Genomic DNA, 15,702 nt, shown 5'->3' with positions numbered 1-15,702 from the left:
GTCGATGCGATGAAAGCCATTTCCCGCAAAGTGTTTGGGGGCCGGTTCCCACTTGGCCAGCTCCTCGCTGGCCAAGTCATTGCTGGATTGTCGGCTGTCGCGATCATCGCGTTGCAGCCGGCCTTGCCCGCGCGCGCCCAGGCGGCTGCACCAGCGGCATCGCCGGCCCAGACTGCTGCCGAACAGCCCGCTGCGGCGCTTCTGTCGGACGATGAACTGGAAGTGCTCGTGGCGCGCATTGCCCTTTATCCGGACGAGTTGGTCGCAGCAATTTCGGCTGCCTCGCTCTTTCCGCTGCAGATCATCGAGGCACAGCGTTTCCTGGAGGCAAAAAAGAAGAATTCCGATCTCAAGCCGAAGAGCGATTGGGACGGCAGCGTCATTTCGCTGCTCAACTATCCCGACATCGTCAAGATGATGAGCGAGGACCTCGACTGGACGCAATCGCTGGCGGATGCGCTCACCAATCAGCAAAAGGATGTTCTGATTGCCATCCAGCAGCTTCGCGACGAAGCGGTGGAAAAGAACATCATCAAGACGGATGACAAGGTGACCGTCGTTACCGAGAACGAGAATATCATCATCCGGCCGACCGATCCCGAGAAGATCTATATCCCGCAATATCCACCGGAAATGCTCTACGAACCGGGTTATGCCTCGGAGCCGATCTCCTACTATCCGGATTATTACGACAGCTATTATTACCCGGGGGCGGGTTTTTTTGCCGCTGCCGTCACGGGTTTGACCTGGGCAGCTATCGTCAACTGGGACGACTGGGGCGTCTGGGGCGGCCGCTGGGACGGCGATATCGACATCGACTGCAACAATTGCCTGAACGATCGCAATTTCAATGGAAAGCTCAAGTTTAACGACGTCGACTGGAGCAATGTCGATCGCAGCAAACTGAGCATAGGCAAGGACCAGTTCGCGAAGCTGGACCGGTCGTCGATAAAATCCAGTCTCCAGAGCGACAATCGCAACCAGCTGCGCAACAGGGCCAACGATATCCAGGCAAGCCAGAGGCCCGGCAATCGCGGTAACGCCGCACGCGCTGAAGACATCCGCAGAAACACGGCGCAAGGTTTGAAGGCCAAGCCCGCCGCCAATCGACCGGCGGCAAGCGATCGGCAGGGAGCGTCGAGGCCTGAGGCCCGTCCTCAGAAGGCCGCCAATCGCCCCGCCAAACCGGCCCAGAAATCCGTCAAGAAAGCCAACAAGCCGCAAATGGCTGCGAGACCAGACAATCGCGGACGCCAGCCAAGCGCTCTCGGCAACCCGCAGTCGGGTCGCCGGGAGGCCGTCTCCTCACACCGCGGCTCGCAGAGCATGGGCCAGCGTCCTTCGGCCCGTCCACCTCAGTATCGCCGCCCGCCAGGCGGCGGCGGTGGCCGCGGTGGCGGTGGCGGTGGTCGTGGCGGCGGTGGCCGTGGCGGCGGTGGACGGCGGTAACACCTGTTTCAGCTCAGGGAGTGACATCATGAGACGCCAATCGACTGTAATTTCGCTCATGTTCGCAGCAGCGCTCTGCACTTTTTCGGCAACGCCGACGCTCTCACTGGCGCAGGCGGATCTCTCCGCCTACAAGGCGGCGACGTCCTCGCCCAAGTTCGACAGTGCGCAGCTTGCGATCGACAAACTGAAGTCGGTGCTGGCTTCCAACAACATTGACGATCTTGCCGCCCTGCTCGGCCTCAAGGCCGACAAGCTACGCTCCAGCAACGAGGCGATGATCGCGTACGGATTGATCAGGGAGGGCGCGGAGCGCCAGGTGGTTCTGAAGGATTTCGGCAATCTAAAAGTCGCGGCGATCGGCGATCGGCTTTGGCCGCTGCCGTTTCCGCTGACCGAAGACAAGGATGGCAAATGGTTCTTCGACACTCAGCGTGGCCTTGAAGAAATCATCAATCGCCGCATCGGCGAGAACGAACTCGCCACCATCGACACCATGCATGAATATGTAGCGGCCCAGTACCAGTTCGCATCCGAAGACCGCGACGGCGACGGCATCTTTGAGTTCGCAAAGAAATTGATCAGCAGCCCCGGCAAGCTTGATGGCCTTTACTGGGATCCCAGCGTCTACCCCGAGGAAAGCCCGGCAAGCGGGCTGGTCGAAACGGCCGCTTTCGGAGCCGCCAAACGCGGCGAGGGCTATTACGGATATCGCTACCGGATCCTGACTTCCCAGGGAGACAACGTGCTTGGCGGCAAGCAAAGTTATATCATCAACGGCTATATGACCGGCGGCTTTGCACTGATCGCCTGGCCGGTCAAATATAGGGTCACCGGCGTGCAGACGTTCATGGTGAACGGGATGAGCGTCATCTACCAGCGCGATCTGGGTCCGACAACGGAAGAGCGTGCCGCGGCGATCAAGGATTTCAATCCGGACGCAAACTGGACTGTGGTAAAGGATTGAGAGGCCAGCCAGCAGTGCCCTGCGCCGCCAGCTGAGTGCGGGGAGCAGCTGCCATGGCGCGGTTTGAGTATCGCTTCTCGCCCGTGACCTCGCGCCCCAGCCATTGCGGCAGGTTGAACCGGTCATCCTCGCTCGCCATTTCGATATCGGCGAGCGTTAATCCCTGGTAAGCGCCGGCGAATACGTCCACCTCCCAACTCCGGCCGTCATGCAGGACTCGGTATCGCGTCTTTTCAAGGACATGACCTGCATGGAGCAGGAGGTCGCGTGCCTCCTCGACCGGAATGTCATACTCAAATTCCTCGCGAGCGAGGCCTGGCGAGCGAAATTTGATTGTCAGTCGCGCGGAATGCCCGTCGATCAGGCGGACGCGTATGCAGTTCTGATCGAGGCAGAGATAGGCCTGCTGCAGAACGTGCGGCTCGCCGGCGCAAGCGCGCCAACTGTCGTCCCGGACCAGGAACTTTCGCTCGATCTCTATCGCTTTCAATAGGATATTTCCTTGCTCATGCCTGCTCTTTGCCGTTACTCGACGGGGGGTTCCCAGGTGAGGAAGAAGCCGACATCTCCCGGCATGCCGTCGGGGAAATTGATGATCATCGCCTTGAGCCCGTAGCCTTGCGGCTTGGCGACCTCCTCGAACAGCGCATGCAGCTCCTTCGCCTTTCCCTGTAGCGTCTTCTGCCACCCAGGAAGGTTATTGTTGATGGCCCGGCCGCTATCGGTGCAGAAGGTCGATGGAAAGCTGTAGATCAGCGCCTCGTATTTGCCATCCGCGGCCGCTTTCATCACTAGCCGTTTGATGACGGCGCGTTCCGCTTCTCCGATCTGCTTGCGGAAGAAATCCTCCACGAAATCAGCATGCTTCTTCGCTTCACGCGCCTTGATCTTTTCGCTGCGCTCCATTTCCAGAAGCTGGAGTTCCAAAGCGCGTTTGCGCAACTCCTCGGCGCTCGTCATGGATGATGTGGACGTTTCAGGTGATGTCATCGCCGCCTCCTCCAGAATGTTTAGGCGATGATAGAGCGCACGGAGTGACGAAGGCAGTAAAATACATGTCCGCCCCGGTAGGATACGGTATCCTACGCCGATCCGGATTATACTGGCCTGCATTGGCTATTGGCGACCAGCGAATAAGATGATCCTTAATTAGCGCATTCTTTCAAATCGTGTTGCCGTTATGCCGACTCGGGTCTATCGTCGATGACTAATACTGCAGGTTGTTCGCAATCGGAGTCTTGGGGGAGCCGATGCAAAATGCAGGCGCTGACAGGGCAGGCAGCGACATTTCTTCACCCGAAGAGGTGCAGCAGCAACTTGAGCGTATTCTGTCCAGTCCGGAGTTTCGTCTTCCGGAGCGGGCAGGAAGATTCCTTGAATTCGTGGTGACCGAGACGCTTGCCGGCCATCGCGACTACCTGAAGGCATTTACCATCGCACAGACCGTTTTCGGCCGAGATGCAAGTTTCGATGCTCAGCAGGATCCGTGTGTCCGTATCGAAGCAGGACGACTGCGCAGGGAACTGGAACATTATTACCTGACCGCCGGAGCCAGCGACCGGGTTATTATCACAATTCCCAGAGGCGGCTATGCGCCCATCTTCGAGGTAAGGCGAGGAGCCGAGCCTGCAGAAAGGCCGCAAACGGGACAGTCCGCTGAGCTGCGGCCCTCCCCAGACTATGCGCAGCAGGTCCCTCCGGCAGCGGATGGGCGCCGCCGGGACAAGGCGGACCGGCGTGTGTCATGGCCCCGATATTGGCTCGCCGCAGGCGCGGTGGTCGTGTTTGCCGCCGCTGCCGCGGCGCTTCAGCATGTGAGGCTGTTCGATACCGGGAAAGAGATGCCGTCCGGAGCTGTCGGCCGCCCAATCATCGTCGTCGAGCGCTTCGAAAGCGCCTCCGGCAGCGGGGTAGCATCCGACATCTCCCAGGGCATCACCGACGACATCATCGAAAAACTGGTTCCCTTCAACGATATCGTCGTCGCCGCCGTTCTGCCGCGCAATCGCGATGGTCAGTTGTCATCGCAACCGATCTATGCCTTGCAGGGCAGTATCAGGCTGGAAGGCGAAACGCTGCGCTCGACGGCCCGGCTTGTGCGGCGAGCCGATGGGACCGTCATCTGGGCCAATAATTACGACGCCGACATGAAAGTCCAGGGTCTCCTGCAAACGCAGGCAAGTCTTGCCGAGGACATTGCGACGGCGGTTGCGCGCCCGTTCGGCGTGATATTTCAGGCGGACACCGCCAGAATCGCAGGAAACACAGACGCGTTTTCCTGCATCCTGTCCTACTACAGCTACCGGAGCGAAATGACCCCGCAGGCGCAGGAAACGGCAAAATCCTGCCTGAAGCATGCTGCCGAAAAGATGCCCGATGATTCCAATATCGCGGCTTTTCTTTCGCTCACCTATCTCGACGAATTCCGCTTTCCATATCAGCTGGACACGAAACCGACCGCTGTGACGCTGGCAACTGCCAAGGAGCTAGCCGAACGAGCCGTGCGGCTCGATCCGAAGAATGCCCGAGCTCTGCAGGCGTTGATGCTTGCCAATTTTTTCGGCAATGACCCGACCGAGGCCCTCCGCGCCGGTGAAGCGGCCTACGCCAGCAATTCGAACGACACGGAAGTTGCCGGCGAATACGGCCTGCGCCTGGCAATGTCGGGGAATTGGGAAAGGGGCTGCGAGCTGATTTCGCAGGCGGTCAGCAAGAATGCGGGACCGCAGGGATATTATGAAGTTGGGATGGCGCTTTGTGCCTTCATGCGGGGCGATACCCAGGCTGCCGAATTATGGTCCCGCATGTCGGACCTCAACTACAATCCGATGCATCGCCTCGTCCTGCTTTCGATCCTCGGCACCCTCGGAAAATCGGCGGAGGCAAAGGAGCAAATCGACTGGATCGAGGCCCGCTCGCCCGCCTTGATCCTTAATGTCCGGCGTGAGGTCGTCCGGCGGCTGGCAAGGATCGAGGACCAGGAACGTTTTTTTGCCGGATTGGAGGCTGCCGGCCTGCCCGTTCCAAACGACCGGCCGGCGAATTGACGACGGTGTGCGACCGGCTGTCCTCGCCATCGGCCAAACGAAGCGCAGGGTGCTGTTACCTGTAACATACAGGATCATACATGCCTGCGGCTTCGTCTTTGGCCCAATCTCTTCCATGCAGGACCGGGTCAGCCCCCGGCAGCATGCGTCAGGGTGGGGAGCAGTGTGAACATAAGCAACATGCGCGGCAGTCAGGCCGCTTTTCGGCAGACGCTGCGACGGCTTCTGATCTGCGTTGCGATGATGTGCCTGTCAGGCTGCGGCGGGCATCCGAAAGGCGTGCTGACCCCGGTCGCGGAGACTGCTCCTCGCGCCGATCGCGTTGACATGCTGGTCGCCACGACGCGCAGCCGCTCGCCTGTTCCCGGAGAGATGTTCAGCGGCGAGCGCGCCCGCCAGCCCACCTTTGCCGATATCACCGTATCGATTCCGCCTGGCCGCAAAGCCGGCGAAGTCGCCTGGCCGAAGAAGTTGCCGTCCAACCCCAAGACCGATTTTGCGACGCTCAAGGCAACGGAGTTGGATGTCGACGCCGCAAAGGCCTGGCTCAGCGCCAGCGTGCGTAAAAGCCCCGACAGGAGCGTTTTCGTCTTCATCCACGGCTACAACACCCGCTTCGAGGACTCCGTCTACCGTTTTGCCCAGATCGTTCATGATTCCGGCGTGCACAGTGCGCCGGTGCTGGTGACATGGCCCTCGCGCGGGCGGCTGCTCGCCTATGGTTATGATCGGGAGAGTACCAATTACACCCGCAATGCGCTGGAGAAGCTGTTTCAGTATCTCTACCATGATCCGGAGATCAAGGAGGTCTCGATCCTTGCCCATTCGATGGGCAATTGGCTTGCCATGGAAGGCCTGCGGCAGATGGCGATCCGCAATGGCCGCCTGCCAGCGAAATTCAAGAATGTCATGCTCGCGGCTCCCGACGTCGATGTCGACGTGTTCCGCCAGCAGATCGCCGACATGGGAAAGCAGCACCCCCAATTCACCCTCTTCGTATCGCGTGACGATAAGGCGCTCGCCGTCTCCCGAAGGGTCTGGGGCGATGTCGCCCGTCTCGGCTCAATCGATCCGGAACAGGCGCCTTACAAGCAGGAGCTCGAGGAATACGACATCAATGTCATCGACCTGACGAAGGTGAAGACCAACGACCGGCTCAACCACGCCAAATTCGCAGCCTCGCCCGCGATCGTCCAGCTGATCGGCGCCCGGATTTCGGAAGGACAGACGCTGACCGACGGCCGCGTCGGCCTCGGCGAGAGAATTCTTGCGGCGACGACTGAAACGGCGGCCGCCGCGGGCAATGCTGCGGGCCTGGTACTGGCGGCGCCTGCCGCCGTCGTCGATCAGGACACACGCGACGCCTATGCCGCCGATGTCAGCGCGGTTGCCGGGCCCGGCGGCAAGTCGAAACCGGCATGTGGCAATGCGTTCAGGACGGAATGCCGGCCATAGGGCGCCGTATTCGATACGCGGGATTGGGAGGGATCATGCCGATAGTATCATCAAGGAATGGTCTTCGCACGCTGCTCCTGGCGGTGATGGCCTTCCTCGCCGCCGCACTGACGGCCATGCCCGTGATGTCGCAGACGCCGCCGGCCGGAGTGCCGGCCGAAAGGATCGAGCAGTTCATAGCCTTGTCCACCGATCCGGCGGTGCAGGACTGGCTGAAGCAGCAGGCGGCGGCAAAAGCGGCTGCCGAACCAGACGGGGCAAAGCCTACCGATCCCTCTTTCGCCGAATTCGCCACCCGATTCCGCCGGCATTCTTCCGATCTGATGAACGCTGCAACCTCGTTTCCATCGCAGATGATGGCGGCTGCGGCCGTGCTCGAGCGTGATATCCAGGCGAACGGCGGTACCCGGCCGGTGGTGCTCTTGATCGCCTTCATGGCAGCAGGTTTTGCCGCCCAGTGGTTTTTCCGGCGGATCAGCGGCGGCTGGCACGCCTGGATGGAGCAGGCGCCCTTTTCGACCGTGCGGGAGCGGCTTGTCCTTCTCGGCGCCAAGCTTCTCTGGGAAGCATGCCATGTGCTCGCTTTCGCGCTCGGCAGCATCGGCTTCTTCCTCATCTTCGACTGGCCGCCGCTCGTACGCGAAGTCGTCGTGGGCTTCCTCTTCGCCTTCGTCGCCTTCCGCCTCGCGGCCGCGCTGCTGCGCGCTTGGCTCGCGCCCCCCGCCGCGGCGCAGCCAGGATTTCGCGTGGTCCCCGTCAGCGATTTGGCCGCGGCCCATTGGGCGCGCCGCCTCGCCTATCTCTGCGGCTGGTTCGCCTTCGGCTGGGTGACGGTGCGGCTGCTTGCAACGCTCGGCCTTCCCCCCGCCTCACGCCTCCTCGTCGCCTATACGCTGGGTGCCGTGCTGTTGGCGATCACAATCGAAAGCCTGTGGCGCCGGCCGGTGGACGAGCCGGTCGAGAGTCGGACGCCCCGCATCGGCCGGACGATCCGCAACTGGCTATGGACCGCCTATTTCATCGGTCTCTGGGCTCTCTGGGTGGTCAGTGCGATGAGGCTCTTCTGGATCGTCGCAGTATGCGCCGCCTTGCCGGCCGTCCTCGCGCTCACCCGCGTCTCCATCGCCAATATTCTGTCCTCTCCTGTCGGCGAGAAAAAGGCCGAGCAGGCAAGCATTGCCTCCGTACTGGTGGAGCGCGGTGTGCGGGCAGCCGTCATCGTCGGGGCCATCCTCCTGCTTGCCCGGGCTCTCGATGTCGAGTTGACCCGCATGACGATGCAGGACACCCCGATGCTGCGCATCGTCAGGGGCATGCTCAGCGCCGGCATCATCCTTCTCGTCATTGATCTGGCCTGGAGCCTCGTGCGTGTCGTCATCGACCGCAAGCTTGGCGAGACCGATACGCCCCAAGAGGCCGGCAGCGACGGGGCGCGCCGCCGGGCCCGGATCCGGACGCTGCTGCCGATCCTGCGCAACGTGCTGATGATCCTGTTTGCCGCAATCGCGGTGATGATGGCGCTGTCTTCGCTCGGCGTCGAGATCGGGCCGCTGATCGCCGGCGCCGGCGTCGTCGGCGTTGCGATCGGCTTTGGCGCCCAGACCGTCGTCAAGGATATCATCAGCGGCGTGTTTTATCTGCTCGACGACGCCTTCCGCGTCGGCGAATACATTCAGAGCGGCAACTACAAGGGAAGCGTCGAATCCTTCAGCCTTCGGTCGGTGAAGCTCAGGCATCACCGCGGCGCCGTCTACATCGTGCCCTTCAGCGAACTCGGCGCGATCCAGAACATGAGCCGCGACTGGGTGATCGAGAAGATGACGATCACCGTGGCCTATGATGCCGATGTCGAAAAGGCCCGCAAGATCATCAAGAAGATCGGCCAGGAACTCTTCGCTGACCCCGAGTTCAAGCCCATTACGATCGAGCCGTTGAAGATGCAGGGTATCGACAGCCTGGGCGACTCCGGATTGCTGCTGCGCATGAAGGTCATGACGCTTCCCGGAGAGCAGTTCACGCTGAAGCGCCGGGCGCTGCGAATGATCCATCAGGCCTTTAATGAAAATGGCATCCGCATAGCCGTGCCGACTGTCCAGGTCGCCGGCGACAAGGTTGCTGACCCGGCCGCGGCTGCCCAGCAGGCACTGACTGCGCAGAAACAGGCCTTGGCGGCTGCCGCCAGCTGACATGATCGATTTGGCCTGCCGGCTGGCGGGCCTGGCTACTATGGCGTTCAGGAAAGGAGATTTCGATGGAAGACTATCACTTCGCTCTCACCGATCACGTGCCCGGCTTCATCACCGCGCCGGGCCAGACCGACTATTTGTTCGTCGGCGTCATCATTTTTCTGATCGTGATGATCCTTGTGGTCGGCAACCTGTACTTCCAGCTGCACGCCGTTCCCGAACGCATCGCCCATCACACGAACAAGGTGCAGATGGAGATCGTCGCGGTTCTGGCGCTGATCTCGCTCTTCACCCACAATCATCTCTACTGGATCCTCGGCCTGCTCTTGGCATTCATCCGGTTTCCCGATTTTTCGACGCCCCTTTATTCGATCGCCCGGTCGCTTGCCAGGCTTGCCCGCCGCGATCCGGCCGAACTCGAGGACGAGGCGCCGGTCGCAGCCGATCACCCGGAACCGGTCCGCCCGCCTGCGCCGGAACCAGTGGCGGAAGCACCCGTCCGGGCGCCCGCCAAGACACTGCACGAAGAGGGGATATGATCATGCTCGAATTGATGCTTTGCTCAATGCTGACCATCTTCCCGGACTATCTCTACCGGCGCTATGCCCAGGGCAAGCGCATCGGCCAGGAGATCACCCTTTACAGCATGTGGTACGAACTGCGCTGGGGAATCTCGGCCTGCCTGATCCTGACCGTCTCGCTGATCACCATGATCTTCTATTTCCATCCCTCGACGAAAACCGTCACGGCGGTGTTCCGCACCGTGACGATCCTGCCGGAGGCGTCCGGCCGGGTCGATGAAGTCTTTGTCGGCGTCAACCAAAAGGTCGCCGCCGGCGCGCCGCTCTTCCGGCTCGACGATTCACAGCAGAAGGCGGCCCTTGAGACCGCCCGCCGGAAGATTGCCGAGACCGAGGCGGAAGCCAGGGTCTCACAGACCGAGCTTGCGAGCATGGATGGCCAGATTCAGGAGGCCGAAGGCGCCTTGCGAGTGGCCGAGGACGAGCTGGAGATGAAGACGCAGCTCCTGAAAAACGATGCCGTTGCCCGCCGCGAGGTGGTCCGCCTCACCAATACGGTCGAAGGTCGCAAAGGCTCCCTGAGCGCCGCGCTCGCTAAGAAAGAGACGCTGCAAACCAAGCTCAGCGTTCTCCTGCCGGCGCAGAAGGCGAGCGCGGAGGCCGCCCAAGCCGAGGCGCAGGTGGAACTCGACAAGACAATCGTCAAGGCGGGGGTTTCGGGCACCGTCCAGCAATTCACATTGCGGCCCGGTGATGTGCTGAACACCATGCTGCGTCCTGCCGGCATCCTGGTGCCGAGCGAAGCGGGCCGCGGCACGCTGATCGCCGGTTTCGGGCAGATCGAGGCGCAGGTGATGAAACCCGGAATGGTCGCGGAGGCTGTCTGCGTCGGCAAGCCGTTCACCATCATCCCGCTCGTCGTGACCGACGTGCAGGACGTGATCGCGGCCGGCCAGTTGCGCCCCACCGACCAGCTGGTCGATGTTCAGCAGATGGCAAAACCCGGCACTCTGACGGTGTTCCTTCAGCCGCTCTTCGACGGCGGCCTCGCTGATGTGCCGCCGGGCAGCAGCTGCATTGCCAATGCCTATACCAACAACCACGATGCGCTCGCCGATCCCAATATCAGCACGCCGCGCTGGATGTTCCTGCATGTCGTCGACACGGTGGGTGTCGTGCATGCGATGATCCTGCGTATACAGGCGATGTTGCTGCCGGTTCAGACCCTGGTATTCGCCGGACATTGAGTTCGTAGCCAGCTTCTCCAGTTTCCCGCCCTCGCTCGGGACTCTGAAACATGACTTGGCGGATAGCAGGCGGTTGAGATTTGACGGTTGCGCTTGGTCGCTTCGCAGCGAATCGGCGCGCCTTTGCCAAGGCCAACTATCCTGATGGTGTCGCAGCGCCTTTCCGCCAATGCCAACAGGCGCATGATGATCGCCAATCTGCTGATCGACGAGGCGATGCGCCGCCTGCCGCATAGCTGAAGCTATCTCGAGCGCGGGTAAACACTCCGACGCCACGGAGGAGCCGCCATCCGGCTTGGTCCGCGCAAGCTATATGTGCTGTTTTCCAGCGATTCAACCGCCCACCAAGGTACTCAGTTCGATTCTTTCGCGTTGGGGTAGCAGATAAACCTCCCGCTTTTTGGTATCTGACATAGCGTATTTCGGGACCGCCTAACCCATGCCTACGTCCTTTTCAGTAAGGCACAGCGCTAACTGGCGAAATTGAATGCGATACAACATGTTGTAGCATCGGGCGGTTTAATGTTTTCAGGAGATCGCCCACATGCAGTCTACGGAAGATCCGAAGCAGCCGCGCAACACTGCGCGCAGACATTTTCTAGGAGTGGTTGCGGCCGCCGGCGCTCGTCTCGCCGGCGCGGCGGCCATGGCCACGGCAATTTCAATCTCTCCGGCCAAAGCGATGGGTCGGCGCTGGGGGCGGGGCGGCTCCGGTGGACACGGAGGTTCCGGCGGAAGAGGTGGCCATGGCGGCAGCGGCGCAAATTGCTTCCTGCGCGGAACGTCGATCCTCACCAATTGCGGTGAGAAGCCCGTAGAGGATCTCAGCATCGGCGATCGCGTTGCCCTTCCGGACGGCAGCACCCGTGCGGTCAAGTGGGTCGGCCGCCAAAGCTTCAAGAAGAGCGGCGCACGCTGGCAGAAAGACGTGGTGCCGATCCGGGTTTGCCGTCACGCGCTGGACGGGCACACACCCCATTCGGATCTCTACCTGTCGCCTGGCCATGGGCTGTACCTGAACGGCATTCTGATCCAGGTGAAGGAGCTCGTGAACGGCACGACGATCGCACCGGTCGCTCCCGCGCCCGACGCTTCGATCGACTATTATGCCGTCATGCTCGATGCGCACGAGGTTATCCTAGCCGAAGGTGCTGCGGCCGAGTCCTTCCATCTGAAGAACAGCAATCACGAGAACTTCTGCAACTTTGCAGAGTACCAGCGTCTCTATGGCGGGGAACGCAGCATGATGACACCCTTTGCGCCGTTGCTCGGAGGTGGCTGGTCACACTTGAAAGCGCTTCTCCTGCTCGGCGTTTCGCCGTTGGTACCGATAAGCGATCCATTCGGCGATGCCTGCGAAAAGATCGACGCGCAGGCCAGGGAATTGTCGCTCTGACGGGACGGGAATGCGCATAGATCAGGCTCGCTGCACGCGAAGCCGTGCGCCGGTTTTGCGATAATATCGAACAAAGATGTCAAGCGCGGCGCGCATCGGAAAGAGCGCGGCGCGCTTCGATTGTTCGGCTGCGACGAAGCCGATGATGCTCGCCGATCTCTTGATCGGCGAGCCGCCCGCTACTATTCCGCCTGCCCGTCTTTCGAAGGCTTTTCGGCTGATGTCTCATCGGCCTCGTCCTCTCCCCCGGCGTCGGGCTGCGCAACCGGCTCGGCCGACTGCGGCTGCGGCTTGAAGGTCCAGAACAGCATATAGAAGGCATAGGCGCCGGCTGCAGCGGAAATCACCGCCCAGAAGGGATCGCCGCCGATGATCTCGATCGCCGCCCAGCCGAAACAGACTGCAACGATGCCGACACGCACCCAGAGGCGCTGGTATGCCGGATGGTTCGGATCGATAAGCTGCATGTCTGTCCCGCGGTCGCATTTTGTCGCACTGTCCTTTAGTTTGAATCTTGCAAATGTGAAAGAGTCGCGGGCTTGACGAGACGCGCAGATGATGGAATGAAAATTCCAGATTTTTGGCAATTCGGTTTATTTGTTCCGAATTCAAGGGAGATTGAAATGACTGTAAGATTTGGTCTGCTCGGCGCCGGCCGTATCGGCAAGGTTCACGCCAAGGCCGTCAGCGGCGATGCCAATGCGACGCTGGTCGCCGTCGCCGACGCCTTTCCGCAGGCGGCGGAAGCCATCGCTTCGGCCTATGGCTGCGAAGTCCGCACCATCGAGGCGATCGAAGCCGCCAAAGACATCGACGCCGTCGTTGTCTGCACGCCGACGGACACCCATGCCGACCTGATCGAGCGCTTCGCCCGCGCCGGCAAGGCGATCTTCTGCGAAAAGCCGATCGATCTCGACGTCGCCCGCGTCAAGGCCTGCATCAAGGTGGTGGAAGAAACCGGCGCCAAGCTGATGGTCGGCTTCAACCGCCGCTTCGACCCGCATTTCATGGCGGTGCGCAAGGTGATCGACGACGGCAAGATCGGTGATGTCGAGATGGTGACGATCACCTCGCGCGATCCCGGCGCCCCGCCTGTCGACTACATCAAGCGTTCGGGCGGCATCTTCCGCGACATGACGATCCACGATTTCGACATGGCCCGCTTCCTGCTCGGCGAAGAGCCGGTCTCGGTGCTGGCGACCGCCGCCGTGCTTGTGGACAAGGCGATCGGCGAAGCCGGCGATTATGACAGCGTCTCGGTGATCCTGCAGACCAAATCCGGCAAGCAGGCCGTCATCTCCAACTCCCGCCGCGCCACCTATGGCTACGACCAGCGCATCGAAGTGCACGGTTCCAAGGGCATGGCGGCAGCCGAAAACCAGCGCCCGGTCTCGATCGAAGTGGCGAACGGCGACGGCTACACCCGCCCGCCGCTGCATGATTTCTTCATGACCCGCTACACCGAAGCCTATGCCAACGAGATCGCCGCCTTCATCGCCGCGATCGAAAAGGGCGCGAAGATCACCCCCTCCGGCGCCGATGGCCTGGCAGCACTGGCGCTCGCCGACGCCGCGGTCCAGTCGGTCAAGGAAGGCAAGCTGATCAAGATCGGCTAACGGTCCTCTCCCGACCGGAAGTCGTGCATGAGATGGCCGGGCTCTGCCCGGCCGTTTTGCGTTGGATGGCAGAGCGCGATCAAGACCCCTCCCCAACCCCTCCCCACAAGGGGGAGGGGCTAACTTGCCGCACCCCGCTGCTTCCCACTCCACGGTTTCATCCGCAGAAATGTGGAGGTCTGCCAAGGTGGGCGCCACGTAGTAGCCCCTCCCCCTTGTGGGGAGGGGTTTTCGTTCGAGCGCGTGCGCTGAGCGCAGCGAAGAGTGATGAATGGCGTGCCGTGTGGCCCCCTCATCCGACCCTTCGGGCCACCTTCTCCCCGCTGGGGAGAAGGGATATGCCGCAAGCTCTCGATTCCCTCTTCCCCCCAGCGGGAAGGTGCCCGTAGGGCGCATGAGGGGGCTGCACCGCAAGCCATCTCAATCCGTCCCCTGCCCCCCCGACAGCACGATGTCCTGGTCGATCACAGAGAGCGCCCGGTTGAGGTGGCCTTCGAAGACGAGGATGGGTTCGTCGGGGACGACGCGGATTTCGGGCATGCCTTCCATGCGCACGATATGCGACTGGCCGAGGCCCTCTTCGATGCCCTGCCGCAGCAGGTCGTAATAGCGGGTGCCGGGGCCGGTGATGGCGATCGGCATGCGTTCGGTCAGGCTGAGCATGCGCGACAGGCCGTTGCCGAGCGCGAGCCCCGCCTGGCGGAAGGCGAAGGCGGAGGTGCGGTGGCCCTGGCGGGCGCGGGCGGCGATCTTGTCGAGTTCGGCGACCGGCACGAATTTGGCCGGGATCGTATCGAGCGGCACTTCGAAGGCGCTGCGCAGGATAGCGTAGAAGCCGGCATAGGCTTCGATGCAGCCGCGAGTGCCGCAACGGCAGAGACCGCCACCCGCCATATGCAGCATGTGGCCGAAATTGGGGGCGGAGATCTCCTGGCCGGCCTGGCCGCCGCGCCGGACGATTCCGAGCCCGATGCTGTGGCCGAGCGAAAGTGCGGCGAGCGAACGGAAATCAGCGCCCTTGGCGATCTCCTCACGGGCGCCGAGCGCGGCGGCGACGAGCAGCGTCTCGTTGTCGAGAATGACCTTCGCCTGCCAGGCGGGCCGCAGCGCCGATTCGAAATCGATCTGGTCGCTGCCGAAGATCGGCGACCACAGAAGCACCGGCTCGGTGGAATGGACCAGCCCCTTGGAACTGATCGAGATCAGCAGCACCCTTTCCTGCGAAATCCTCGAGCGATCAAGAATGCGCAAGAGCCCGGCCTGCACCCCGGCGACGAACCGGGCGGCACCGGACGGATCACGCGAGCGCTCATCGCTGAAACGGTCGATCAGCTTGCCTGCATAATCCACAAGCGAATATTGCACGGCATCCGAGGAGATGATGACGACGATCAGATAGCCGCAATCGCGCCGCTGGCGCAAAAGCACACGCGGCCGGCCGCGGCCGCTTGCCGCCTGCTGCTCGGATTTTTCGATGATCTGAGCGCGTTCCAGATCGGCTGTTATCGCCGAAATGGTGGCCGAGGAAAGGCCGGTGAAATCGGATATTTCGGTATGGGCGAGCGCACCGTGGCGCCGCAGCACGGACAGCACGAGCACGCTGTTTCTCTGCCGGACCAGCTCCGTGCTCGACTTGGTCAGCATGGATGCCGCCCTCTCCTCCTGCTTTCGTGAGAGCATGATGTTTCCCGAAAAACCGCTCACGGTTTTCGGCATCATGCCTTCATCGCCCTCACCTTCCCCTGCATCTGCGGCCGCTCTTGCGCAAGCGAATTAAGCCGGCGATGCAGAGTTGACAGTTGAAAAAATCTCTGACAG

13 protein-coding genes are annotated in these 15,702 nt (G+C 61.7%); 9 read left to right on the top strand and 4 right to left on the bottom strand.

Annotated features, from left to right (window positions below; all coding sequences use genetic code 11):
- Positions 1 to 9: 9 nt before the first annotated feature.
- Positions 10 to 1,449: a DUF3300 domain-containing protein gene (locus tag PH551_RS26260; protein ID WP_483315445.1), complete on the top strand. Its 1,440-nt coding sequence runs from the start codon at positions 10 to 12 to the stop codon at positions 1,447 to 1,449.
- A 28-nt stretch (positions 1,450 to 1,477) separates the two neighbouring features.
- Positions 1,478 to 2,416 (top strand): DUF2950 family protein, encoded by a 939-nt coding sequence (locus PH551_RS26255; protein ID WP_285195625.1) that lies wholly within the window; start codon positions 1,478 to 1,480, stop codon positions 2,414 to 2,416.
- On the opposite strand, the gene PH551_RS26250 is transcribed toward PH551_RS26255, so the two are convergent.
- Together PH551_RS26250 and PH551_RS26245 are read right to left on the bottom strand one after the other, a co-directional pair.
- Positions 2,379 to 2,906 carry a CYTH domain-containing protein gene (locus tag PH551_RS26250; RefSeq protein WP_285195624.1) on the bottom strand — a complete coding sequence of 176 codons (528 nt, stop codon included), beginning with the start codon at positions 2,904 to 2,906 and terminating at the stop codon, positions 2,379 to 2,381. The two genes, PH551_RS26255 and PH551_RS26250, sit on opposite strands and share 38 nt — an antisense overlap.
- Before the next feature lie 35 nt (positions 2,907 to 2,941).
- Positions 2,942 to 3,406 carry a hypothetical protein gene (locus PH551_RS26245; RefSeq protein WP_285195623.1) on the bottom strand — a complete coding sequence of 155 codons (465 nt, stop codon included), beginning with the start codon at positions 3,404 to 3,406 and terminating at the stop codon, positions 2,942 to 2,944.
- 260 nt (positions 3,407 to 3,666) lie between these two features.
- Between PH551_RS26245 and PH551_RS26240 the strand changes: the two genes are divergently transcribed.
- From PH551_RS26240 to PH551_RS26215, 6 genes are all read left to right on the top strand, one after another.
- On the top strand, positions 3,667 to 5,463 hold the full coding sequence (locus PH551_RS26240; protein ID WP_285195622.1) for a hypothetical protein: 1,797 nt from the start codon (positions 3,667 to 3,669) through the stop codon (positions 5,461 to 5,463).
- 243 nt (positions 5,464 to 5,706) lie between these two features.
- Positions 5,707 to 6,918: an alpha/beta hydrolase gene (locus tag PH551_RS26235; RefSeq protein ID WP_483315446.1), complete on the top strand. Its 1,212-nt coding sequence runs from the start codon at positions 5,707 to 5,709 to the stop codon at positions 6,916 to 6,918.
- Between the two features lie 35 nt (positions 6,919 to 6,953).
- Positions 6,954 to 9,104 carry a mechanosensitive ion channel family protein gene (locus PH551_RS26230; RefSeq protein WP_285195621.1) on the top strand — a complete coding sequence of 717 codons (2,151 nt, stop codon included), beginning with the start codon at positions 6,954 to 6,956 and terminating at the stop codon, positions 9,102 to 9,104.
- A 65-nt stretch (positions 9,105 to 9,169) separates the two neighbouring features.
- Positions 9,170 to 9,643, top strand: a complete 474-nt coding sequence (locus PH551_RS26225) for a hypothetical protein (protein ID WP_285195620.1) — start codon at positions 9,170 to 9,172, stop codon at positions 9,641 to 9,643.
- 2 nt (positions 9,644 to 9,645) lie between these two features.
- Positions 9,646 to 10,872, top strand: coding sequence for an HlyD family secretion protein (locus PH551_RS26220; RefSeq protein ID WP_285195619.1), 1,227 nt, complete (start codon positions 9,646 to 9,648; stop codon positions 10,870 to 10,872).
- Positions 10,873 to 11,416: 544 nt separating this feature from the next.
- Positions 11,417 to 12,268 carry a Hint domain-containing protein gene (locus PH551_RS26215; RefSeq protein ID WP_285195618.1) on the top strand — a complete coding sequence of 284 codons (852 nt, stop codon included), beginning with the start codon at positions 11,417 to 11,419 and terminating at the stop codon, positions 12,266 to 12,268.
- A gap of 182 nt (positions 12,269 to 12,450) precedes the next feature.
- On the opposite strand, the gene PH551_RS26210 is transcribed toward PH551_RS26215, so the two are convergent.
- Entirely contained in the window at positions 12,451 to 12,735 is a 285-nt protein-coding gene (locus PH551_RS26210) for a hypothetical protein (RefSeq protein WP_097597064.1), read from the bottom strand.
- A gap of 156 nt (positions 12,736 to 12,891) precedes the next feature.
- On the opposite strand from PH551_RS26210, the gene iolG reads away from it, so the two are divergent.
- The gene (gene iolG / locus PH551_RS26205) at positions 12,892 to 13,884 is read left to right on the top strand and encodes an inositol 2-dehydrogenase (protein ID WP_285195617.1); all 993 of its coding nucleotides are present in this window, start codon (positions 12,892 to 12,894) and stop codon (positions 13,882 to 13,884) included.
- 420 nt (positions 13,885 to 14,304) lie between these two features.
- Here iolG and PH551_RS26200 read toward each other — a convergent pair whose 3' ends face one another.
- On the bottom strand, positions 14,305 to 15,528 hold the full coding sequence (locus tag PH551_RS26200; RefSeq protein ID WP_285195671.1) for an ROK family transcriptional regulator: 1,224 nt from the start codon (positions 15,526 to 15,528) through the stop codon (positions 14,305 to 14,307).
- Between the last annotated feature and the right edge of the window lie 174 nt (positions 15,529 to 15,702).

Origin of the sequence: Rhizobium atlanticum, assembly GCF_030182485.1 — a bacterium.
Classification (GTDB): domain Bacteria; phylum Pseudomonadota; class Alphaproteobacteria; order Rhizobiales; family Rhizobiaceae; genus Rhizobium.
The sequence above is the reverse complement of the archived record's forward strand: the minus strand, read 5'-3'. Positions and strand labels throughout refer to the sequence as shown.